Below are 22898 nucleotides of genomic sequence, written 5' to 3'. Positions count from 1 at the left end.
GCGGGCCGTACCGTCCCGGGTATGAACGCGAAGCGTCCGCTGATCGCCGTGCTGACCGGCGCGGGTATCTCGACCGACTCCGGAATCCCCGACTACCGCGGCCCGCAAGGACTTTGGCGCAAGGACCCGGGCGCCGAGGAACTCGTCACCATCGGGCCGTACCGGGACGACCCGAAGGTGCGCGAGCGGGCCTGGCGGATGCGGCTGGAGACCGGTGCGCTGGCCGCCGAGCCGAACGCCGGGCACCGGGCGCTGGTCGACCTGGAGCGCTCCGGGCTGCCGCTGCGGGTGCTCACCCAGAACATCGACGGGCTGCACCAGCGGGCCGGGCTGTCCGCCCGCAAGGTGCTCGAACTGCACGGCAACACGCGGGAGACGCAGTGCCTGCGCTGCCGGGCGGTCGGCTCGATGGCGGACGCGCTGGCGCGGATCGAGGCGGGCGAGCCGGACCCGGACTGCCGGGAGTGCGGCGGCATCCTGAAGCCGCGGATCGTGATGTTCGGCGAGAACCTCGACCCGGAGGTGCTCGGCCAGGCCGACGCGATCGCCCGCGCCTGCGACCTGTTCATCGCGATCGGCACCAGCCTGCAGGTGTTCCCGGTGGCCGGGCTGCCGTACAACGCGGTGAAGAGCGGCGCGAAGCTGATCATCGTCAACGGCGAGGAGACGCCGTACGACGTGGCCGCGTCCGAGGTGATCCGGGAGCCGATCTCCACCTCGCTGCCCAAGCTGGTGCGGCGGCTGGTGCTGGAGCGGGCCTGAGGAACGGCGGCGGGGCCGGCCTTGAGGGGCTGGCCTTCAGGGGGCCGGAAGGGGCTATTTTCGGACGTACCGCATGCGTACGATGATCTTTCCGGCTCCCCCCGCACGGCCAGGAGTGATCGAGCGATGACGACGACGGCGAAGTTCGACCCCTGGTCGGCCGCGTTCGTGGCCCACCCGTACGACGCGTACGCCGACCTGCGCGCACAGGCGCCGGCGACGTACTTCGAGCCGACCAACCAGTGGCTCGTCCCGCGCCACGAGGACGTCAGCGCGCTGCTGCGCGACCGGCGGCTCGGCCGCACCTACACCCACCGGTTCAGCCACCAGGAGTTCGGCCGCCCCGAGCCCGACCCGGCGCACGAGCCCTTCCACACCCTCAACGACCACGGGCTGCTCGACCTGGAGGCGCCCGACCACACCCGGATCCGCCGGCTCGTCTCCAAGGCCTTCACCCCGCGCATGGTCGAGGGCCTGCGCCCGACCGTCCGGCGGCTGGCCGGCGAACTGGTCGACGGGCTGCTCGCGGAGGGCGGCGGCGACCTGATCGCCGCCGTCGCCGAGCCGCTGCCCGTCGCCGTGATCGCCGAGATGCTCGGCGTCCCGGAGCGCGACCGGCACCTGCTGCGGCCCTGGTCCGCCGACATCACCGGGATGTTCGAGCTCAACCCGAGCGAGGAGACCGCCCGCCGGGCCGTCACCGCGAGCACCGAGTTCTCCGACTACCTGCGCGCCCTGATCCGCGACCGCCGGGCCGACCCGGGCACCGACCTGATCAGCGCGCTGATCCAGGCCCAGGAGGGCTCCGACGCGCTCAGCGAGCAGGAGATGGTCTCCACCTGCGTACTGCTGCTCAACGCCGGCCACGAGGCCACCGTCAACACCACCGGCAACGGCTGGTGGGCGCTGTTCCGCCACCCCGAGGAGCTGGCCCGGCTGCGCGGCTCCGTCGACGAGCTGCTGCCCACCGCGATCGAGGAACTGATGCGCTGGGACACCCCGCTGCAGATGTTCGAACGGTGGGTCCTGGAGGACATCGAGATCGGCGGCGTCACCGTCCCGCGCGGCGCCGAGATCGCCCTGCTCTTCGGCTCCGCCAACCGCGACCCCGCCCGCTTCGCCGACCCGGACCGGCTCGACCTCGGCCGCACCGACAACCCGCACGTCACCTTCGGCGCCGGAATCCACTTCTGTCTGGGCGCCCCGCTTGCCAGACTGGAGCTCACCGAGTCCTACGGCGCGCTGCTGCGCCGGGCCCCGGGCCTGCGGCTGGTCCGCGAGCCCGAGTGGAACCCCGGCTACGTGATCCGCGGGCTCAAGGAACTGCTGGTCGAGGTGTAGACGACAGGGGGGATCGGCCGTGGGCAAGGCGACCGGGGCACTGCTGGGGCTGGCGATCGGGGACGCCCTCGGCAAGGAGACCGAGTTCGAGGACGTCGAGGAGATCACCGCCCGGCACCCGGACTGGCGGCGGCTCCCGCTGCCGCGCAAGGCCCTGGTCACCGACGACACCCAGATGACCCTCGCCCTCGCCCGCGGCCTGCGCACCGCCCTGGCGCGCGGACCGCTGACGCCGCTGCGGCTGGAGCGGCCGGTCCGCGAGGAGTTCGTCGACTGGTGGCGCTCCCCGCAGAACAACCGCGCCCCCGGCATGACCTGCCTGCGTGCCTGCCAGCGGCTCAGCCACCCCGAGTACCGCTGGCAGCAGGCCAGCGACACCGGCTCCAAGGGCTGCGGCGCCAACATGCGGGTCGCCCCGGTCGGGCTGATCCGCGACCTGGACGCCCGCCAGTCCTCCGGCGCCGCCCAGCTGCAGTCCGCGCTCACCCACGGCCACCCGACCGCGCTCGCCGCCAGCGACCTCACCGCGTACGCCGTCCGCCGGCTCGCCGAGGGCATCGCGCCGGCCGCGCTGCCCGGCGCGCTGCGCTCCTACGCGCTGGCCGGCCGCGACCGGTACGACGAGTTCTGGCTCGGCGATCTCGCCGACCGCTGGCACGGCGCCTCCCCGCAGGCCGTCATCGCCCGTGGCTGGGACGACTGCCTGGCCGTCCTCGACCAGTTGGAGGCCGCGCTCGCCGCCCCCGACCCGGAGGCCGACCCCTGCCTGGCCACCGGCGAGGGCTGGGTCGCCGAGGAGGCCTTCGGCACCGGCCTCCTCTGCTTCCTGCTGCTGCCCGACGACCCGGTGGCCGCCGTCCGCCGGGCCGCCGTCTCCAGCGGCGACTCCGACTCGCTGGCCTGCCTGACCGGCGCCTTCGCGGGCGCCCACCACGGGGAGTCGGCCTGGCCGGCCGACTGGGTCGAGCGGATCGAGCACCGGGACGAACTGCTGGAGTTCGGGGCGCTCTGGGACTGAGCCGGCGACCCGGGCCGGGGAACCCGAACCGGGGGCGCCGCGTCGAAGGACCATGACGAACAGCAGCACGGGAAACCGTCGCCACACCGTCCGCCGCCCGGCTGCGCTGCTCCTCGCCGCCGCGCTCGCCGCGCCCCTGATCGCCGGCTGCGGCAGCACCGCGGCCGGCACCGGCACCGAGCTGAAGGCCTCCGCGCCGGCCGACCGGCCCACCGTCGACCCGGCCCGGGCGGCCGCCACCGCGAAGGCCACCGACGCCTTCGGGCTCGACCTCCTGCACACCCTCACCGCGAAGCCGGACGCCGCCGGGCACAACCTCGTGCTCTCCCCGGCCGGCCTGGCCACCGCGCTCGCCATGGTGCTCCCCGGCGCCCGCGGCGCGACCGCCGACGAGCTCGCCAAGGCCCTGCACACCGACCTCGACCCGAAGCAGTACGCCCTCGCCACCGGCGCACTGAACTGCTCCGCCCCGACGACCGGCGACGGGCTCACCCTGCGCCAGAGCGACGAGGTCTGGACGCAGAAGGGCTTCCCCGTCGAGCCCGACTACCTGGCCACCCTCGCCGCCGCCTTCGACGCCGGCCTGCACACCACCGACTTCACGAAGGACCCGGAGGGCAGCCGCAAGGCCGTCAACGCGGCCGTGGAGAAGGCCACCGAGGGACGGATCAAGGACCTCTTCGCCCGCGACGCGATCAACCCGAACACCCGGCTGGTCCTCACCGACGCGCTCTACCTCAAGGCGAAGTGGGCCTCCGCGTTCAAGCCCGGGCACACCGCCGACCGCCCGTTCCACAAGCTCGACGGCTCCACCCCGGCCGTCCCCCTGATGGGCCAGACCGGCGAGTTCAAGTACGCGGACGGCTCCGGCGGGATCGTCGGCCAACCCTGGCAGGCCGTCGAACTCCCCTACGCGGGCGGCACGTTGGTGATGGACCTGATCGTCCCCGCGCAGGGCGGCTTCGCGGCCTTCACCAAGGGGCTGGACCAGCCCCAGCTCGACCGGATCCTCGGCGCCCTCGACACCCGGTCCGTCGACCTGCAGCTGCCGCGCTTCCACTTCGACACGGCCAACGAACTCACCCCCGCGCTGCGCTCGCTCGGCGTCCACTCGGTCTTCGACGACGCCGACCTCAGCGGCATCGCCAAGGAGAAGCTCGCCGTCAGCACGGTGGTGCAGAAGGCCACCGTCCAGGTCGACGAGGAGGGCACGGTCGCGGCGGCCGGCAGCGGCGTCGGGGTCGGCGCGGCGGCGGCGCCCGCCCCGAGCAAGCCCGTCGAGCTGCACATCGACCGGCCGTTCCTGTTCCTGGTCCGGGACACCGCCGGCGGGCGGCCGCTGTTCCTCGGCCAGGTCACCGACCCCCAGGCCGGGTAGCGGAGTTCACCAGGCCGGGTAGCGCCCGCCGAGCGCCGGGTGCCGCGGGTCGCGGCTGCCGAACAGCACCAGCAGGTCGTCCGCGACCGTCAGCAGCTCGGCCCGGCCCTCGACCGCCCCGGCCCACTCGGCGGGCAGCGCCGAGGCGCCGTACGCGGCCCCGACCAGGTTGCCGCAGACCGCGCCGGTGGAGTCGCTGTCCCCGGAGTGGTTCACCGACAGCAGCAGCGCGGTGCGCACCGGGTCGGGGTCGAGGGTGGCCGCCAGCAGCGAGTACACCGCGATCGCCAGGCACTCCTCGGCGATCCAGCCCAGCCCGACCCGCTCCACCGCCTCCGCCACGGGCTCGGACTCCTGGGCGATCCGCACCGCCCGGGCCAGCGCCTGGACGGTCTCCTTCGAGCTCGGCAGCTCCCGGATCTGGTCCACCGTCTCGCCGACCGCCGCCCACGGCTCGGTGCCCTGCGCCAGCCGCTCGACCAGCGCCGCGAAGGCACCCGCCGCGAGGTAGCCGGTCGGATGCCCGTGGGTCAACTGGGCGCACTGCACCGCCAGTCCGAAGGACTGCTCGACCCCGAGCCGGGCCAGCCCGAACGGCGCCGAGCGCATCACCGTGCCGCAGCCCTTGGACCCCGGGTTGATCGGCCCCGGCCGGCCGATCGCGGACGGCGCCTCGAACACCGGGTGCTCCGACACCCCGCTCAGGCACGCGTTGCCCGGCGCCCGCCGCGCGTACAGGAACGGCTGCCGCAGCAGCCAGCCGTCGTACGGGCGCTGCTGCGGCTCGGCGTCCGGCTTCGGCTGGTACTGCGTCTGCAGCCAGCGCCGGTAGGCGCCGTGGACGGCCTCCGGCACCGAGCCGCCGCCGCCCGTCCAGCCGCGGACGAACCCGCGGATCAGGCCCTCGGCGGTGAACAGCGTCATCTGGGTGTCGTCGGTGACCTCCACCGGGCCGGGCCCGGCGGGCAGCGCCGTCACCCCGTCCGGCCCGAACCGGTCCTGGATCTGGTGCAGTTGCTGGAACTCCACCGGCCAGCCCAGCGCGTCGCCGATCGCTCCGCCGAGCAGCGCCCCGCGCACCCGGTCCCGGTACCCCGACTCCGCCGTCGGCTCCGTCACGTCGAATCCCCCTTCGTTCGTGGCGGTGTACGTTCTACCAGGTTCGGGGCCGGGCCCTACGCGCGGATCTCCCCGGCACGTCCGTGCAGCGCGGCGCGGTCCGCGGCCGCCCGCCCGGCCGCCCAGCCCTCGCCGTCACTGACCCGCACCCGCTGCGAGACCAGCTTCGGGAACAGCCGGCCGACCTCGTCGTCCACCGCCGCCGAGCGCGCCGCGAGCGCGGGCAGCAGCCGGGCGTCCGGCAGCAGCTGCTCCTCGGTGCCGTCCTCGCGCAGGTGCCGCCCGGCCGCCGCGTCGCTGGTGGCCCGCTCGGTGGCGGCGGTCAGCCGCTCGCGGATCCGCGCCGCGTACGCGACCAGGAACGACTGCCGGAACGCCTTGCTGCGCGAATCCTTGCCGGAGCCCGCCTTGTTGAGCGCGTGGGTGGCCTGCACCAGCAGCGAGGTGTACAGCAGCTCGACGCCGTCCAGGTCGCCGTCGAAGCCGATCACGGTGCAGAAGCCGAACTCCTTCGCCCACACCACCCGGCAGCGGTTCGCCGCCGCCACCGCGTCCAGCAGCATCGTCTTCGGGCCCTCGTACGGGTTGTCCACGCCGATCCGCACCGCCGCCGGGGTGTCCCGGTCGGCGCCGGCCGCCGCCAGCAGAGCCTCGTCGATGCTGTGCTGGGCCATCAGCTGCTGCGCCTTGGCGGTCAGCGCCTCGGCCTCCTCCGGGTACTCGGTGGACTCGGCCTTCGCCAGCAGCGCCCGGATCCGGGCCAGCATCCGCGGCTCGCCGGTCACCGGGCCGGCGGGCCGCTCGGCCGGTACGGACCGCGCGCTCCGGCCGTCCTGACCCGGCACCGGACCGACCGGGGCGATCGGAGGCAGCCGGCCCCAGCTGCGCAGCAGCTCCAGGGCGGCGGTGGCGAGCGCGAAGCGGTCCAGCCGGTGCCGGTGCGCGAAGGCGCCGAGGAACTGCTCGTCGCCCGGCCACCACACCTCGGCCTCCAGCTCGCGCAACTGCTCCCGCCAGCGCCGGTCCGGGCCCGCCGCCGGGTGCCGGCGGTTCTCGGCGGCGATCAGGTCCACGGCGAGCGCCAGGTGCACGGGCTTGAGCTCGCGCCGCACCACCCGCACCAGGTCGGCCGGGCGCCACCCGGCGGACCAGCAGCGGCCCACGGCGGTGTCCGCGTACCCGAGCAGTGCCCGGCTGACCGCCGACCACTGCCCGGCCGAGGCGGCCAGCAGCGATGCCCCGGTGTCCAGCGCCAGGTCCAGCGTGCCGTCCGACGCGGTGAGGACGGACCGCACCGCCTGCTCCAGCAGCGCCCCGGCGTCCCCGCCCTGCTGCGCGCGCTTGCCCACGGTGTGTCCCTGCTCTCCTCGACGGTTCCGGCCCTCCCGCCCATGATGCCGGAGGCCCGCCCGGAGACTCCCGCCCGGAGACCACGGGCCGGACGGCGAAGCGCCCGGCCCCACCGCGGGGCCGGGCGCTCGGGGGAGCGGGGCGGTTCAGCGCTCGATGGCCTTGGCCAGGATCTCCGGCAGGCGCTCCAGCAGCAGGTCGGCCGCCACCCGGATGCCGAGCACGGCGACCAGCGCGCCGTAGGCCGGCCCGAGCAGCAGCACCGGCCAGCTCGGCCCGTCCGAGAGCAGCGCCCAGCCGAGGTAGCCGCCGACCGGCAGGGCGAGCACCGCGACGCCGAGCATCGAGCCGAACTGGTTGAGCAGGATCAGCCCGCCCTGCCCGGGGGCGGCGTTGCGCATCGGGTTGCTGTCGGCCGGCATGGTGTACGGCGCGATCACGCTGAACACCGCGCCGAGCGCGACGCCGCAGCCGAGCAGCCCCAGGGCCAGGCCGATCGCGGACGGCAGCCCGGCCCAGTCGCCGGTGACGGCCGCGAGCACCAGCCCGAGCAGCACGGTGACCGGGACGGCGTACGACAGCACCGCGTACGCCCGGCCGCGCAGCTCGTCCCGGGCGTCGGCCCGGTCGCGCAGGCCGGCGGCGACCATCCAGAACGCCGAGCCGTCCATGCCGAACAGGTTGAGCATCTGGAGCCCGAGGAACACCCCGGTCATCGACAGCAGGTAGACGCTGGCCCAGCCCTGCACCACCGACATCACGCACAGCACCAGCGTCATGCCGATGCTGGTGAAGACCGCGGCCTTGGCCCGTGGCTCGCGCCAGGCGTACCGCAGGTGGCGCTGCATCACGGCGCCGACCCGGCCCTCGGGCAGGAAGCGCCAGACGCCCGAGCCCTGCACCCCGCGCGCCACGTCCAGGGTGGAGGAGTCGGCGGTGACCATCAGCTCCTGCAGGCTGCGGCGCCACCAGCGCAGCAGCAGGGCGAGCAGGGCCGCGGTCGCGGCGAGCTGCAGCAGCGCGAGCCCGTACCGGCCCTCGCCCGCGGTGCGGGTGGCGTCGGTGGCGCTGATCGGCGGGATCCAGCGCAGCACGGAGGCGATCGGCTCCAGCGGGCTGAGGTCGAGGTCGTGGTCGGGGCCGGGGCGGCCGAAGATGCTCTGCGAGCCGACGTTGGCGGCCTGGACGAGCAGGGCGAAGAGGAGCCCGCCGAAGATCGCGAAGTCCTTGCCGCGCCGGCTGGAGAGCATCCGGGCGTTCCCGGCGGCGACCGCGCGGGAGAGCACGACCAGGCAGAGCAGCGTCAGCGGCACGCCGATCAGCGCGGCCGCGGCCGAGGCGGCGCCGGTGGCGCCGGACAGCGCCGCGCCGGTGACCAGCACCAGGTTGACCACCGGCCCGGGCCCGATCAGGGCGGCCAGCAGCGAGCCGCGCAGCAGCGGGCCGGGCCGCAGCGGCAGCATAGTGAGCCGGGTCGGGTCGGCGCTCTCGTCGCTGGAGAACAGGAACAGCGGCAGCGCGATCCAGCCCAGGGTGAGGACGCCGAGCAGCATCACGCCGGCGTCCCCGGAGCCTTCGAACTTCCCGTTCATCATGGCCATCGCGAGGGCGACGCCGGAGGCGAGGAGCACCCCGAGGACGCCGCCGACGACGTACAGGGCGGTCCGGCCGGGGCTGCGCCGCAGCCCGCCCCGCAGCAGCGCGAGCTTGAGCGCGACCAGGCCGCGGACGACCGTGCGCCCGTCCGGGACGGCGGGAGCGGTCATCGCCCGCCCCCGAGCCAGCCGAGGGCCTGGCCGTCGTCCTCGCGCACGCCGATCAGGCCGAGGAAGGCCTCGTGCAGGCTGCGCCCGCCGCGGACGGCGTCCAGCGGGCCCTGGGCGATGACCCGGCCGGCGTCGACCACGGCGACCCAGTCGCAGAGCTGTTCGACGAGCTCCATGACGTGGCTGGAGAAGACGACCGTGGATCCGGCCGCCGCGTACCGCTTGAGCACGCCGCGGATGGTCTGCGCGGAGACCGGGTCGACGCCCTCGAAGGGCTCGTCCAGGAACAGCACGTCGGGGTTGTGCAGCAGGGCGGCGGCCAGGCCGATCTTCTTGCGCATGCCGGTGGAGTAGTCGGCGACCAGCTTGTCGGCGTCCCGTCCGAGGTCCAGGACGGCCAGCAGCTCCTCGGCCCGGCGGTCCACCTCGGCGCCGGGCAGGCCGCGCAGCCGGCCGAGGTACTGGAGCAGCTCGCGCCCGCTGAGGCGTTCGAACATCCGCAGGCCCTCGGGCAGGATGCCGATCCGGGCCTTGACGGTGACCGGGTCGGCCCAGACGTCGGTGCCGTGGATCAGCACGGTGCCCTGGTCGGGCCGCAGCAGGCCGGTGACCATGGACAGGGTGGTGGTCTTGCCGGCGCCGTTGGGGCCGACCAGCCCGATGAAGGCGCCGGCCGGCAGCTCCAGGCTCAGCCCGGCGACGGCGGCCTGGCTGCCGAAGTGCTTCCACAGCCCCTGGATGCTGACGGCGGACGGGCTGCCCGGCCCGGGCGGGTTCGACGACTGCGGCGCTGACGCCTGCATGGCGGCCTTCTCTACTGGTGCTTGTTGACGGTGCGTCGACGGGCCCCGTCGACGATGGATCGTTCCCGACCCAGCCTGGCACTGGGCGGCCGGGAAGTGATCAGAGTTGAGTATTCCCTGAGCGTGTCCGCCAACCGGGTTCTCGTTGCCGCCCCCCGGGGCCCGATCTGCCGGGCCGATGGGTCGAATTGGCAACTACTCAGGCGCGTCGTTCGTCCTGCACTATGAGAGCCAGTGCGTGCGTGAGCGCGAGGCGGTGCCGGGAGGTGGCGGATGTCCGTTCAACCGTGGGGAGATCCGGGCGCACGGCCGCACGCCGGCTGGGGACCCGTTCCGCAGGCCGGCGGCCAGGCCGGGATGCGCGCCGGGCACGCGGACCGGGACCGCACGATCGACGTGCTGAAGGCCGCCTTCGCCGAGGGCCGGCTCTCCGCCCAGGAGTACGAGCAGCGCCACGAGGCGGCCGCCGCCGCCCTCACCTACGGCCAGCTGGCCGTGCTGGTGACCGACCTGCCCGCCGGCCCGGTGCCAGGCGCGCCGCTGCCGCAGCCCGCCGTCCCGGCGACCTTCCTGCCGCCGCCCCCGCCGCCGCCCGGCCCCACCAGCGGGCTGGCGGTGGCCTCCTTCGTGCTGAGCCTGACCGGCTTCTCGCCGGTCGCGGTGGTCACCGGCCACATCGCCCGGCAGCAGATCCGCCGGCGGAACCTGGACGGGGACTGGGCGGCCGTCGCCGGGCTGGTCATCGGGTACGTCGGCCTGGTGTTCTGGGTCCTCGGGTTCCTGCTGTTCGTCGTCGCGGTCGCCGCGGGCGGCGGGCCGTCGCCCCGGTGACCGGCCCGGGTGGCGGGCGGCACCCTGCTGTGGTAGAGCGGATGAAGGGTGGCCCGACACCGGCAGGTCGTGTGCGGGACACCCCCACGACATCCGGCCGGGCGTCACGACCTGCGGCGTTGCATTTGTTTTGACCGCGCCCCATGCGCTAGGTACGCTCTGACCTTGTGCCTGGGGTGTCCCCGGGTCCTTGTGCGTGCATGCACACCGGTCGCCGCGCCGAGCCGGAGCGCCCTCCAGCGCTCCGCGCGTTGAGCGCCGTCGCTGTACATCAGCTCATGGGATTCCGTGCCGGAAAAAACCCAACACACCCGACCGCGTGGGTCGACCACGGGGCCGAGTGCGAGGGATCACCACAGGTTAGTTCCACCAAGCCTTGGCACACAGAAAACGGAGAAACGGTGCCTACGATCCAGCAGCTGGTCCGAAAGGGCCGGCAGGACAAGGTCGAGAAGAACAAGACTCCCGCGCTGAAGGGCTCCCCGCAGCGCCGTGGGGTCTGCACGCGTGTGTACACGACCACCCCGAAGAAGCCGAACTCGGCTCTCCGCAAGGTCGCCCGTGTGCGCCTCACCAGCGGGATCGAGGTCACCGCTTACATCCCGGGCGAGGGCCACAACCTGCAGGAGCACTCCATCGTGCTGGTTCGCGGTGGTCGTGTGAAGGACCTTCCTGGTGTCCGCTACAAGATCATCCGCGGTTCGCTCGACACCCAGGGTGTCAAGAACCGCAAGCAGGCTCGCAGCCGCTACGGCGCCAAGAAGGAGAAGTAAGAATGCCTCGTAAGGGCCCCGCCCCGAAGCGCCCGGTCATCATCGACCCGGTCTACGGCTCCCCGGTCGTCACCCAGCTGGTCAACAAGATCCTGCTGCACGGCAAGCGCTCCACCGCCGAGCGGATCGTCTACGGCGCCCTCGAGGGCGTCCGTGAGAAGACCGGCTCGGACCCGGTCGTCACGCTGAAGCGTGCGCTGGAGAACGTCAAGCCGGCCCTCGAGGTCAAGTCCCGCCGTGTCGGTGGCGCGACCTACCAGGTCCCGGTCGAGGTCCGCCCCGGCCGCGCCAGCACCCTGGCGCTGCGCTGGATGGTCGGCTACTCCCGCGCCCGTCGCGAGAAGACCATGACCGAGCGCCTGATGAACGAGATCCTCGACGCCAGCAACGGCCTGGGCGCTTCCGTGAAGCGTCGCGAGGACACCCACAAGATGGCCGAGTCCAACAAGGCCTTCGCGCACTACCGCTGGTAGTCCGTACCCCGTCACTAGACAGAGAGAGAACGAGCCACCATGGCTGCAACCTCCCTTGACCTCGCCAAGGTCCGCAACATCGGGATCATGGCGCACATCGACGCGGGCAAGACCACCACCACCGAGCGGATCCTGTTCTACACCGGTGTGTCGTACAAGATCGGTGAGGTCCACGATGGCGCTGCCACCATGGACTGGATGGAGCAGGAGCAGGAGCGCGGCATCACGATCACGTCGGCCGCGACGACCTGTCACTGGACCGTCGACGGCGTCGACAACACCATCAACATCATCGACACCCCGGGTCACGTCGACTTCACCGTCGAGGTGGAGCGTTCGCTGCGCGTCCTCGACGGCGCCGTGACGGTGTTCGACGGTGTCGCCGGTGTCGAGCCCCAGTCCGAGACCGTGTGGCGGCAGGCTGACCGCTACGGCGTCCCGCGCATCTGCTTCATCAACAAGCTGGACCGCACGGGCGCGAACTTCTTCTTCTGCGTCGACACCATCGTGGAGCGCCTCGGCGCCACCCCGCTGGTGATGCAGCTCCCGATCGGTGCCGAGGCGGACTTCCAGGGCGTTGTCGACCTGGTCCGCATGAAGGCGCTGGTCTGGTCGGCCGAGGCCGCCAAGGGCGAGATGTACGACATCGTCGACATCCCGGCCGAGCTGCAGGAGCAGGCCGCGGAGTACCGCACCCAGCTGATCGACACCGTCTCCAACGTCAGCGACGAGATCATGGAGCTCGCCCTCGAAGAGGCCGAGATCCCGGTCGAGCTGCTGCAGGACGCGATCCGCAAGGGCACCCTGAACTCGGACTTCACCCCGATCTTCTGTGGTACCGCCTTCAAGAACAAGGGCGTTCAGCCCCTGCTCGACGCGGTCGTCAAGTACCTGCCGTCGCCGCTGGACATCGAGTCCATCGAGGGCACGAAGCCGAACGACCCGGAGACCAAGATCTCCCGCAAGGCGTCGGACGACGAGCCGCTGTCCGCGCTGGCGTTCAAGATCATGTCCGACCCGCACCTGGGCAAGCTCACCTTCGTCCGGATCTACTCCGGCCGCCTGGAGTCCGGCACCTCGGTGCTGAACGCCGTCAAGGGCAAGAAGGAGCGCATCGGCAAGATCTACCGCATGCACGCGAACAAGCGTGAGGAGATCGAGTCGGTGGGCGCCGGCGACATCGTCGCCGTCATGGGCCTGAAGCAGACCACCACCGGTGAGACGCTGTCCGACGAGAAGAACCCGGTCATCCTGGAGTCCATGGACTTCCCGGCCCCGGTCATCCGCGTCGCGATCGAGCCCAAGTCCAAGGGTGACCAGGAGAAGCTGGGTGTCGCCATCCAGCGTCTCGCCGAGGAGGACCCGTCCTTCCAGGTCAACACGGACGAGGAGACCGGCCAGACCATCATCGCGGGTATGGGCGAGCTGCACCTCGAGGTGCTGGTCGACCGTATGAAGCGTGAGTTCAAGGTCGAGGCCAACGTCGGCAAGCCGCAGGTCGCGTACCGCGAGACGATCCGTCAGGCCGTCGAGCGCATCGACTACACCCACAAGAAGCAGACCGGTGGTTCCGGTCAGTTCGCCAAGGTGCAGATCGCGATCGAGCCGCTCGAGCAGGCCGAGGGCTACGAGTTCGTCAACAAGGTCACCGGTGGCCGCGTTCCGCGCGAGTACATCCCGTCGGTCGACGCCGGTTGCCAGGAGGCCATGGAGTTCGGTGTTCTCGCCGGCTACCCGCTGCAGGGTGTCCGCGTGAGCCTGCTCGACGGTCAGTCGCACGACGTCGACTCCTCCGAGCTCGCGTTCAAGATCGCCGGTTCGATGGCCTTCAAGGAAGGCGCCAGGAAGGCCAAGCCGGTCCTTCTTGAGCCGATGATGGCCGTCGAGGTCACCACGCCCGAGGACTACATGGGCGACGTGATCGGTGACATCAACTCTCGTCGTGGCCAGATCCGGTCCATGGACGAGCGCCACGGTGCCCGCGTCGTCACGGCGCTGGTGCCCCTCTCCGAGATGTTCGGCTACGTCGGTGACCTGCGCAGCAAGACCTCTGGTCGCGCGAGCTACTCGATGCAGTTCGACTCGTACGCCGAGGTCCCCAAGGCCGTGGCTGAGGAGATCATCGCCAAGTCCAAGGGCGAGTGACGTCCCGACTTTCGGGATGATTCCGACCCTTTAGGCTATTAGGAGGCGACCTGGGAGGATCCGGACGGATTCTCCCAGGGCCTCCGGCCCCCACCCATGGGACGGTACGAGGTGCTTCCGGCACCCGGACCAAGCCCGATCAAAGACCAACTGACGTCAGCACGGCGTACAGGAACTGTCCTCAGGAGGACTCAGTGGCCAAGGCGAAGTTCGAGCGGACGAAGCCCCACGTCAACATCGGCACCATCGGTCACATCGACCACGGCAAGACCACGCTGACCGCGGCCATCACCAAGGTGCTGCACGACGCGTACCCGGACCTGAACCCCTTCACGCCGTTCGACCAGATCGACAAGGCCCCGGAGGAGCGTCAGCGCGGTATCACCATCTCGATCGCGCACGTCGAGTACCAGACCGAGGACCGTCACTACGCGCACGTCGACTGCCCGGGTCACGCTGACTACATCAAGAACATGATCACCGGTGCCGCCCAGATGGACGGCGCCATCCTGGTGGTCGCCGCCACCGACGGCCCGATGCCGCAGACCAAGGAGCACGTCCTCCTGGCCCGCCAGGTCGGCGTTCCGTACATCGTCGTCGCCCTGAACAAGGCCGACATGGTGGACGACGAGGAGATCCTGGAGCTCGTCGAGCTCGAGGTCCGCGAGCTGCTCTCCGAGTACGAGTTCCCGGGCGACGACCTGCCGGTCGTCCGCGTCTCCGCGCTGAAGGCCCTCGAGGGCGACGCCGAGTGGGGCCAGAAGCTCCTCGGCCTGATGAAGGCCGTCGACGAGAGCATCCCGACCCCGGCTCGCGCCGTGGACCAGCCGTTCCTGATGCCGATCGAGGACGTCTTCACGATCACCGGTCGTGGCACCGTCGTCACCGGCCGCATCGAGCGTGGCATCCTCAAGGTCAACGAGACTGTCGACATCATCGGCATCAAGGAGACCAAGACCACCACCACGGTCACCGGCATCGAGATGTTCCGCAAGCTGCTCGACGAGGGCCAGGCCGGTGAGAACGTCGGTCTGCTGCTCCGTGGCATCAAGCGCGAGGACGTCGAGCGCGGCCAGGTCATCATCAAGCCGGGTTCGGTTACCCCGCACACCGACTTCGAGGCCCAGGCCTACATCCTGTCGAAGGACGAGGGTGGCCGCCACACCCCGTTCTTCAACAACTACCGCCCGCAGTTCTACTTCCGTACCACGGACGTGACCGGCGTCGTGACCCTCCCCGAGGGCACCGAGATGGTCATGCCGGGCGACAACACCGCCATGACGGTCGCGCTGATCCAGCCGATCGCCATGGAGGAGGGCCTGAAGTTCGCCATCCGTGAGGGTGGCCGCACCGTCGGCGCCGGCCAGGTCACCAAGATCATCAAGTAATTGATGCTCTGACCTGCCTGCCTCGCACAGGCTGAGCCGAAGGGCCCCGCACACCTCCGGGTGTGCGGGGCCCTTCGGTGTGTCCGGACATGGTGATTCCGTTCGATTCCGGTAACGGCCTGTTGAATGTTTGTCCAGAACCGACTGCTATCCTGGCCGCTCATTGGGCTCTCCCTCGTTGTCGTCCACGATTTCCGGGGCGCTGGGAGAGGCTCCGGTCGGTGCGTTCTCCCGGCGGAGCACCTTCTCGATCGCACTCGATACATGGGGACAGGCAAGCACGATGTTCAACGCAGCATCCGAGAACGGTCTGGCCGGGGGGCCCGCGCCGCTGTTGTCGGTCGTCATGCCGATCTACAACGAGCAGGAGGCGCTGCCCCTGACCGTCGAGCGGCTGCGTCCGATCCTCGACGACCTCGGCATCAGCTACGAGGTCGTCGGCATCGACGACGGCAGCACGGACGCGACCCCGGCGCTCATGCAGAAGATCCACCAGGACTGGCCGGAGTTCCGGATCGTCCGTTTCGCCCGCAACTCCGGGCACCAGGCCGCGCTGACCGCCGGCATCCACCGGGCCTTCGGCGACTACGTCGTCTCGATCGACGCCGACCTGCAGGACCCGCCGGAGAAGATCCCCGAGATGCTCTCGCTCGCCCGCGAGCAGAACCTCGACATCGTCTACGGCGTCCGCGGCGACCGCGGCACCGACACCGTCTTCAAGCGGCGCACGGCCGGTGCCTACTACTGGCTGATGCGCAAGCTCGTCGGCAAGAAGATGCCCAACCAGGCCGGCGACTTCCGCCTGCTGAGCCGGGCCGCCGTCGAGGCGCTGAAGGCGCTGCCCGAGCACCAGCCGGTCTACCGCCTGCTGGTGCCGTGGCTGGGCTTCCCCAGCGGCGAGGTCGTCTACGTGCGCGAGGAGCGCGTGGCCGGCAGCACCCACTACCCGCTGTCGAAGATGCTCCGGCTGGCCGTCGACAGCATCACCAACTTCTCCGCCGCCCCGCTGCGGCTGGCGACCTGGCTGGGCGTGCTGAGCTTCCTGCTCTGCTTCGCGCTGGGGATCTACACCACGGTCGAGTACGCGCTCGGCAAGACCGTGCCCGGCTGGTCCTCGCTGTTCATCGGGATGCTCTTCCTCGGTGCCGTCCAGCTGATCTGCATGGGCCTGTTGGGCGAGTACGTCGGCCGGATCTACTCGGCGTCCCAGGCCCGCCCGGCCTACTTCGTCGGCTACGACTCGGCCGAGGACAACAACCGCACGAGCCGCCGGACCGCCACCTACGCGGGCTGAGCACCACCGCCGTCCGCGGCCGGGGCCCACCGCCCCGGCCGCGGACGTCGGCCGTCTCACGGCGCCACCGGCCCGAGGGGCCAGGACAACGGAATGGACAGCATGGGGAGCACCGACAGTACCGGGACCTCGCCGGAGCCGGGAGACGTGCGCCTGCGGGACGCGCCGGCCCGCGCCACGGCGGTGACGGCCGGCGGGCCCGGGGAACCGGTGCTCCGCCGGCTGCTGCGTTTCGCCCCGGCCGCTGCCGCCTACCTGCTGCTGGTCGCCCTGCTGCTGGCCGCGGACACCCAGCCCGGCGACATCGCCCGCTACACCTTCTACGCGGCCTGGGGCGTGCTGCTGCCCGGCACCCTGGTGTTCCGGGCGCTGCGGCGCCGGCCGTACACGCTGATCGAGGACCTGGCGCTCGGCGCCGCCACCGGCCTGGTGCTGGAGCTGGCGGCGTGGGCGGTGCTGATGCCGCTCGGCCTGCAGAAGGCGGCGATCGCCTGGCCGCTGCTGGTGGTCGTGCCGTTCGTGGCGGTGCCCGGGCTGCGCCGGCACTGGCGGCCGCGCGGCTACCGGCGCCAGTCGGCGGGCTGGTCCTGGTCGGTGGCCGGCGTCGTCGCGCTGACCTCGCTGTACTACTACGAGGTCTTCCTCTCCCGCTTCCCGATCCTGCCGGACAGTGACACCACCCGGCAGTACGGGGACCTGCCGTACCTGCTGTCGCTCGCGGGCAACGCCAAGCACGACTTCCCGCCCACCCTGCCGCAGGCGGCGGGGGAGCCGCTGCACTACCACTGGTTCACCTTCGTCCACATGGCGATGGGCGACCTGGTCGGCCACATCGACCTGACCGTGATCGAGATGCGGCTGATGGTCCCGGCGCTGGCCGCGCTGGGCATCCTGGTGACGGCGGTGGTCGCCCAGCGGCTGAGCGGCCGGGCCTGGGCCGCTCCGGTCGCGGCGGTGCTGGTCTTCGCGGTCGGCGAGTTCACCGCGACCTACCCGAACAACGTCAGCAGCTGGACCTTCGGCGCACCCGCCGTCCGGCTGATGTCCTTCGTCAGCCTCTCGCTGACCTACAGCCAGCCGCTGCTGATCGCCCTGATCGGCGTGGTCGGCGACGTGCTGCGGCGCGGCCGGGCGGACGGCGGGCCCGCGGACGACGGGCGCGCTCCGGCGCTGGGCCGCGGCGCGTTCGTGCTCACCGCCTTCTTCGCGCTCGCCTCCAGCGCCGCCAAGGCGAGTTCGCTGCCGGTGACCCTGGCCGGCCTGGCCTTCGCCGGGCTGATGGTGCTGATCGGCACCCGGCGCATCCCCTGGCCGATCGTCGGCCTCGGGGCGGTGATCGGCGCCGCACAGCTGTTCGCGACGGCCGTCATCTTCGACTTCGAGAGCTACGGCCTGGAGGTCATACCGTTCGGCAACGTCCAGCAGTACTGGGCCGATCCGCAGCACAGCCGGACGGCGGCGGTGCAGGCCGTGGTGGTCGCCGCGACCCTGGGCGCCTTCCTGCTGAACCACCAGCTGAAGGTGGTCGGCGCGCTGCCGCTGATGTGGCACCGGCGGTTCCGGCTGGAGCCGGTGCAGTGGTTCCTGCTCGGCGGCGCGGTCGCCGGGCCGGCCGCCTACCTGGCCGTGAACGGCTTCAACTCCAGCTACTTCACCATCGCCGGCCTGCCGTTCGGCGCCCTGCTGTCGGCCTGGGGCTACTGCGAGGCCGTCGAGCGGGCCGCGCTGCCGCGCCGGGCCGTGGCCGCGCTGCTGGCCGGCGCGCTCGCGCTCGCGGGCGGCCTGACGTACCTGATCTACCGGCACGCCGCGGACTGGGCGACGTGGGCGGTCGAGCTGTTCGGCCACGAGCAGGCCTGGCACTCGTACGACCCGCTGCTGCCCGCGCTGCTCGCCGCCAGCGTGCTGGCCGCGATCGCCGCCGTCTGCGGGGTGCTGTGGTGGGCCGTGGCCCGGGCGGTGCCGGCGCTGCGGCGGCGCGGCGGCGTGGTGCTGCTGACCGCCACCCTGGCGATCGGCCTGCCCGGCCTCGGGCTGGACGTCCTGCAGGCCCGGCACGTGGTCTGGGAGGGCTCCTGGATCCTGCCGAAGTCGCAGATCGACGGCGCCCGCTGGGTGCGGGCGCACAGCGACCCGAAGGACGTCCTGGCCACCAACAGCCACTGCTGGGAGTTCGAGGACTACAAGAACGGCCCGGCCTGCGGCAACTACCGCTCGCACTGGCTGGGGGCCTACTCGGAGCGGTCCGTCCTGATCGAGGGCTGGGCGTACGCGCCGCGCCTGATGGCGACGGCCGCCGGCGCCGCGGCGACCACCGCGCCGTTCTGGGACGAGGGGCTGCTCAAGCTCAACGAGGACGCCTTCTACCACCCGACCGCCGACGTCCTGCGCCGGCTGCACGACGACCACCACGTCCGCTACCTGGTGGTCCAGCGCAAGGCGGGCACGGAGTCGCCGCTGCTGGCGAAGCTCGCCCCGAAGGTGTTCGACAACGGCCGGGTGGCCGTGTACGAGCTGTCCTGACCACCGACCCGACCCGACGACGAAGCATGGGCACAGACATGGTCTCCACCGACAAGCGGGCCGCCGCGGCCACCGACGAGGCGGGGGCCGCGGAGCAGTCCGGCTCCGCGGCCAAGCGGCAGCTCCCGTCCTTCATGATCATCGGGGTGCTGAGCACGCTCTTCTACCTCGGCCTCTACGTGGTGGCCCGGCTGGTGGTCGATCCGCAGATCGCCAACCTGATCGCGCTCGCGGTCAGCGCCGTCGCCAACACCGCCGCCAACCGCCGCTTCACCTTCGGCATCACCGGCTCGGAGGGGGCGCTCAAGCACCAGCTGCAGGGCGCGGTGGCCTTCCTGATCGGGCTCGGTCTGAGCTCGGGCGTGCTGGCGCTGTTGCACTACGCGGCGCCGAACGCCTCCAAGGTCGTCGAGGTCGGCGGCCTGATCGTCGCCAACGGCCTGGCCACCGTGGTCCGCTTCCTGCTGATGAAGGTCTGGGTCTTCAAGGACTGAGCCCCGCGGGGAACGGAAGAGCGCCCGGTGCCTCAGGCACCGGGCGCTCTTCCGTTCGTCGGGCGGGCGCTACGCGGACACGGTGGGCGGCCGGACGGCCTCGGCCTCGCGGCGCTCGGTCGGCGCGGCGGCGGTGTCCGGTGTCGCCGGGGCGGTCGCGGCCGCCTTGCGGGCCTTGAGCCGGCGGATCGGCCCGGGCGTCCAGTCCTTCAGCTTCATCACCGGGGACTCGATCAGGTGCCAGGACAGCGCGGCCAGCACGACCGTCCCGGCCAGCGCGCAGGCGAGGAAGGCGGGCTTGCCGTACTTGGCGTAACCGAGCATCGCCAGCGCCTGCTCGACGGTGAAGCCGTAGATGTAGATGCCGTACGAGTAGTCCCGCTTGCGCCCGATCCGCTGGAACGGGCCGGGCAGCCGGATCGCCAGCCACAGCAGCAGGTACGCGAAGGCCGGGTAGCCGATCACGAAGACGCCGCCCCAGCGCAGGGTGGCGAAGAAGGCCACCGCGGACGCCAGCGCCAGCGCGTCGTTGATCGGGATGCGCTCGCGGTAGAGCTGGAAGGTCGCGCCGATCAGGAAGACGAAGCCCAGGTGGACGATGAAGTGGATGCTCAGTGAGCCCAGGCCCGGGAGGTTGACGCCGGAGCCCATGTCGCCGGGGATGCCGCGCCAACCGGGCGCGTCCATCCAGTCGTTGAGGATCAGCACCCAGAGCGCGACCGCCGCGAGCGGGACGAAGCGGCGGGCCCGCAGCAGCACCCCGCCGGCGGCCAGCAGGCCGACGACGATGTAGCAGAGGATCTCGTACTTGAGGGACCAGAGCGCGCCGTTGACGCTGCCGTCGAAGTTGGTGCCGCGCCGGATGCCCTCGTGGATCACGCCGGAGACGTCCCAGCCGCCGGTCAGCGAGGTGTTCCAGGTGCCGAGCAGGTAGGTCTTCGGGCCGTTCGGGTCGCTCCAGAAGCCGTTCAGGGTGTGGTGCTGCCAGCGGTACAGCAGCGGCATGATCACCAGGGTGGAGATGACCAGCGAGCCCCAGAGGCCGGGGAGGATGCGCAGCGCCCGGTGCCAGGAGTAGCGGCCGATGGTGGTGCGCCGGCCGCTGCCCGTGATCATGAACCCGGAGAGCACGAAGAAGCCGATCACGGCCATCTTCCCGATGTCGGTCTGCTCGCCGCTCTTCTTCCACAGCGGGTCCAGGTGGCCCCAGGCCAGCGGGTAGACGTGCGAGACCACCACGGAGGAGGCCAGCAGCACCCGCAGCAGGCCGAAGCTGTTGGCACGGCCGGAGAACAACTCGGCCAGGGTGCCCCGGGATTGGAGCAGACTGCGCGGTCTCATGGGGGTTCCTCAGGGACTGGTCGGTGCTGCCGCGATGGCGGAGGCGCCGGACGGGTGGGTCCGTCCGGCGCCGGTGCTGCTCTGTCGGGCGCTGCCCTACTCGGCCGGGGCGGCGGTCTGAGCGAGCCAGAGCTCGCGGACGGCGTCGCGGAGGGTGCGGCGAGGGGTCCAGCCGAGGCTCTCCCGGGCGACGGTGACGTCGAGCTGCTGCCACTCCGTCTCCGGGCCGGTGCCGTCCGGGGCCGGGACCTCGGTGATCTCGGTCGGCACGCCGCTCTCCTCGATCAGCAGCTCGACCAGGTGCCGGGCGGTGGAGGCGGAGCCGGTGCCGACGTTGACGACGGGCGGGGCCGAGCGGTCGGCGGCGGCCAGCAGGACGGCGTCGAGGGTGTCGGTGAGGTCCACGAAGTCGCGCAGGGCGGTGAGCGGCTGGAGCGAGAGCTGCGCGGCCTCGCCGGCCCGGCGGGCGGCGTCGAGCTTGCCGGCCATGACGCCGAGCAGGCTGTGGCCGGGCTGGCCGGCGCCGACGACGTTGCCGAGGCGCAGCACGACGCCGGAGATCCGGCCGGCCTCGACGGCGCGCACGACGGCCTCGGTGGCGGCCAGCTTGAGCTTGCCGTACTCCATCACCGGGGCGGCCGGGTCGCTCTCGCGCTGGCTGGTGCCGACCGGGGCCATGCCGTACTCGTGCACGGTGCCGAGGTGGACGAGCCGGGCCGGGGCGGCCATCGCGGCGACGGCCTCGACCAGCTTCTCGGTGAGGACGACGTTGGCCTGGTACATCTGCTCGTCGTTCAGGCCCCACATGCCGCCGGCCGCGTTGACGACGGTGTCGATCCGCTCGCGCTCCAGCAGCGCGGTGAGCTCGGCCGGGTCGCCGGTGGAGAGGTCGAAGGCGAGGAAGCGGCCGGGCGCCGGCTCGGCCGGGGCCTTGCGGGCGAGGCTGACCACCTCGGCGCCGCGCTCCAGCAGCCGGGCGCCGAGCACCCGGCCGATGAAGCCGGTGCCGCCGAGGACGGCCACCCGGGCCGGTGCCGTGTGCGGTGCGCTCATTGCGGAGGACTCCAAGGGGGAGACGAAGGGGTCAGCGGGGCCGGCGGGCCGTGCTGGTGGCGTTGCGCAGCAGGGTCTTCGCGCCCTCCCACTGGCCGGCGCGCATCGCGCCCGGGACGAGGGTGAGGGCGTGGATGCGGGCGGACAGGTGCACCCGGGAGGCGCGCGCCGCCCGCGGCCAGCCCTGGGCGTCGAGGCGGTCGGCGGCGTCCAGGAAGTAGCGCCGGGCCTCGGTGAAGCGGGTGCCGCTGAACGCGGACGAGGAGGAGATGCTGACGGCGTGCCGGCGGTACTGGAAAGCGCGCTCGTCGTCGACGACCATCTGCTCGCCGGCCTGCAGCAGGTCGATGACCAGGGCGAGGTCCTGGATGATCTCCAGGTTGTCGCGGAAGCCGGTGGTCTTCACGGCCTCGGTGCGCCAGCAGATCGACGGGAAGTACAGCCAGTTGCCCTTCAGCAGGCTGACCGCGAGGTCCTCGCCGCCCATCAGCACGCGGCCGCGCTGCTTGGGCGCGTAGATGCGGCGCTTGGACTCGTCGGCGAGCGAGGTGGTCGGCCGGCCGTCGCTGCCGATGACCTGGACGCCGGGCTGGATCATCGCGACGCCCGGGTACTGGGCCAGGATCGAGCGGACGGTGGCGACGTAGTTGGGCAGCATGACGTCGTCGGTGCCCATGAACACCAGGTGCTCGTACTCGGCCAGCCCGAGGCACTTGCGGTAGTTGCCGGTGACGCCGAGGTTCTGCTCGTTGCGGAAGTACCGCACCCGGGAGTCGCCCAGCTCGGCGAACCATTCCGGGACCCCGGGCTCCTTCCCGTCGTCCACGACGGTGAGCCGCCAGTCCGGGTCGGTCTGGGCCAGCACGCTGCGGACGGCTTCCTGCATCAGAGCGACGTCGCCGTAGTACGGCAGCAGGATTTCCAGGGTGGTCATGGTGGAGGCACATCCGGAGGTCGGTTCGGGCCGGCGGGCGGGGCGGGGCCCCGCGGCGCGCCCATCATACTGAGCCGCGCGCGGGCCCCCACCGACGGTGATGCCCGGACCA

The 22898-nt window shown here is 72.0% G+C and carries 19 protein-coding genes; 12 read left to right on the top strand and 7 right to left on the bottom strand.

The genetic code is table 11. From position 1 onward, the window contains the following. Positions 1–21 precede the first annotated feature (21 nt). From ACPC54_RS36105 to ACPC54_RS36090, 4 genes are all read left to right on the top strand, one after another. Positions 22–762: an SIR2 family NAD-dependent protein deacylase gene (locus ACPC54_RS36105; RefSeq protein ID WP_498970893.1), complete on the top strand. Its 741-nt coding sequence runs from the start codon at positions 22–24 to the stop codon at positions 760–762. 126 nt (positions 763–888) lie between these two features. Further along, entirely contained in the window at positions 889–2103 is a 1215-nt protein-coding gene (locus tag ACPC54_RS36100) for a cytochrome P450 (RefSeq protein WP_498970891.1), read from the top strand. A 19-nt stretch (positions 2104–2122) separates the two neighbouring features. Beyond that, positions 2123–3121, top strand: a complete 999-nt coding sequence (locus ACPC54_RS36095) for an ADP-ribosylglycohydrolase family protein (RefSeq protein WP_498970890.1) — start codon at positions 2123–2125, stop codon at positions 3119–3121. A gap of 52 nt (positions 3122–3173) precedes the next feature. Beyond that, the gene (locus ACPC54_RS36090) at positions 3174–4499 is read left to right on the top strand and encodes a serpin family protein (RefSeq protein ID WP_498970888.1); all 1326 of its coding nucleotides are present in this window, start codon (positions 3174–3176) and stop codon (positions 4497–4499) included. Positions 4500–4505: 6 nt separating this feature from the next. Here the strand turns inward: ACPC54_RS36090 and ACPC54_RS36085 are convergent, their stop codons facing one another. The 4 genes from ACPC54_RS36085 to ACPC54_RS36070 form a co-directional block, all read right to left on the bottom strand. After that, the gene (locus ACPC54_RS36085; protein WP_498970886.1) at positions 4506–5618 is read right to left on the bottom strand and encodes an ADP-ribosylglycohydrolase family protein; all 1113 of its coding nucleotides are present in this window, start codon (positions 5616–5618) and stop codon (positions 4506–4508) included. 56 nt (positions 5619–5674) lie between these two features. After that, positions 5675–6967, bottom strand: a complete 1293-nt coding sequence (locus ACPC54_RS36080; protein ID WP_498970884.1) for a DUF2786 domain-containing protein — start codon at positions 6965–6967, stop codon at positions 5675–5677. Between the two features lie 147 nt (positions 6968–7114). Further along, a complete protein-coding gene (locus ACPC54_RS36075; protein WP_498970882.1) occupies positions 7115–8734 on the bottom strand; it encodes a transporter in 1620 nt (539 codons plus the stop codon). Next, positions 8731–9537: an ABC transporter ATP-binding protein gene (locus tag ACPC54_RS36070; RefSeq protein ID WP_498970880.1), complete on the bottom strand. Its 807-nt coding sequence runs from the start codon at positions 9535–9537 to the stop codon at positions 8731–8733. The genes ACPC54_RS36075 and ACPC54_RS36070 overlap by 4 nt, the downstream gene beginning before the upstream one ends. A gap of 273 nt (positions 9538–9810) precedes the next feature. On the opposite strand from ACPC54_RS36070, the gene ACPC54_RS36065 reads away from it, so the two are divergent. From ACPC54_RS36065 to ACPC54_RS36030, 8 genes are all read left to right on the top strand, one after another. Next, positions 9811–10368 carry a DUF1707 and DUF4190 domain-containing protein gene (locus ACPC54_RS36065; protein ID WP_498970878.1) on the top strand — a complete coding sequence of 186 codons (558 nt, stop codon included), beginning with the start codon at positions 9811–9813 and terminating at the stop codon, positions 10366–10368. A 401-nt stretch (positions 10369–10769) separates the two neighbouring features. Continuing rightward, positions 10770–11141 (top strand): 30S ribosomal protein S12, encoded by a 372-nt coding sequence (rpsL, locus tag ACPC54_RS36060; protein WP_014144289.1) that lies wholly within the window; start codon positions 10770–10772, stop codon positions 11139–11141. A 2-nt stretch (positions 11142–11143) separates the two neighbouring features. Continuing rightward, positions 11144–11614: a 30S ribosomal protein S7 gene (rpsG, locus tag ACPC54_RS36055; RefSeq protein WP_030055803.1), complete on the top strand. Its 471-nt coding sequence runs from the start codon at positions 11144–11146 to the stop codon at positions 11612–11614. A 39-nt stretch (positions 11615–11653) separates the two neighbouring features. Next, positions 11654–13759, top strand: coding sequence for an elongation factor G (fusA, locus tag ACPC54_RS36050; protein WP_498970875.1), 2106 nt, complete (start codon positions 11654–11656; stop codon positions 13757–13759). A gap of 194 nt (positions 13760–13953) precedes the next feature. Beyond that, the gene (gene tuf / locus ACPC54_RS36045; protein ID WP_359820291.1) at positions 13954–15147 is read left to right on the top strand and encodes an elongation factor Tu; all 1194 of its coding nucleotides are present in this window, start codon (positions 13954–13956) and stop codon (positions 15145–15147) included. 283 nt (positions 15148–15430) lie between these two features. After that, the gene (locus ACPC54_RS36040) at positions 15431–16441 is read left to right on the top strand and encodes a glycosyltransferase family 2 protein (RefSeq protein ID WP_498970873.1); all 1011 of its coding nucleotides are present in this window, start codon (positions 15431–15433) and stop codon (positions 16439–16441) included. Positions 16442–16543: 102 nt separating this feature from the next. Next, positions 16544–18964, top strand: coding sequence for a hypothetical protein (locus ACPC54_RS36035; protein ID WP_498970871.1), 2421 nt, complete (start codon positions 16544–16546; stop codon positions 18962–18964). Between the two features lie 26 nt (positions 18965–18990). Then, positions 18991–19458 (top strand): GtrA family protein, encoded by a 468-nt coding sequence (locus tag ACPC54_RS36030; protein WP_498970869.1) that lies wholly within the window; start codon positions 18991–18993, stop codon positions 19456–19458. A 69-nt stretch (positions 19459–19527) separates the two neighbouring features. Here the strand turns inward: ACPC54_RS36030 and ACPC54_RS36025 are convergent, their stop codons facing one another. The 3 genes from ACPC54_RS36025 to ACPC54_RS36015 all read right to left on the bottom strand — a co-directional run bounded on the left by ACPC54_RS36025 (position 19528) and on the right by ACPC54_RS36015 (position 22786). Beyond that, positions 19528–20799: an acyltransferase family protein gene (locus tag ACPC54_RS36025; RefSeq protein WP_498970867.1), complete on the bottom strand. Its 1272-nt coding sequence runs from the start codon at positions 20797–20799 to the stop codon at positions 19528–19530. Positions 20800–20895: 96 nt separating this feature from the next. Beyond that, the gene (locus ACPC54_RS36020) at positions 20896–21852 is read right to left on the bottom strand and encodes an NAD-dependent epimerase/dehydratase family protein (protein WP_498970865.1); all 957 of its coding nucleotides are present in this window, start codon (positions 21850–21852) and stop codon (positions 20896–20898) included. A gap of 31 nt (positions 21853–21883) precedes the next feature. After that, positions 21884–22786, bottom strand: a complete 903-nt coding sequence (locus ACPC54_RS36015) for a glycosyltransferase family 2 protein (RefSeq protein ID WP_498970863.1) — start codon at positions 22784–22786, stop codon at positions 21884–21886. Between the last annotated feature and the right edge of the window lie 112 nt (positions 22787–22898).

Origin of the sequence: Kitasatospora sp. NPDC094028, assembly GCF_049543595.1 — a bacterium.
Taxonomy (GTDB): Bacteria; Actinomycetota; Actinomycetes; order Streptomycetales; family Streptomycetaceae; genus Kitasatospora.
Note: the sequence above shows the minus strand (reverse complement) of the source record. Positions and strands in the feature narration are given on the sequence as shown.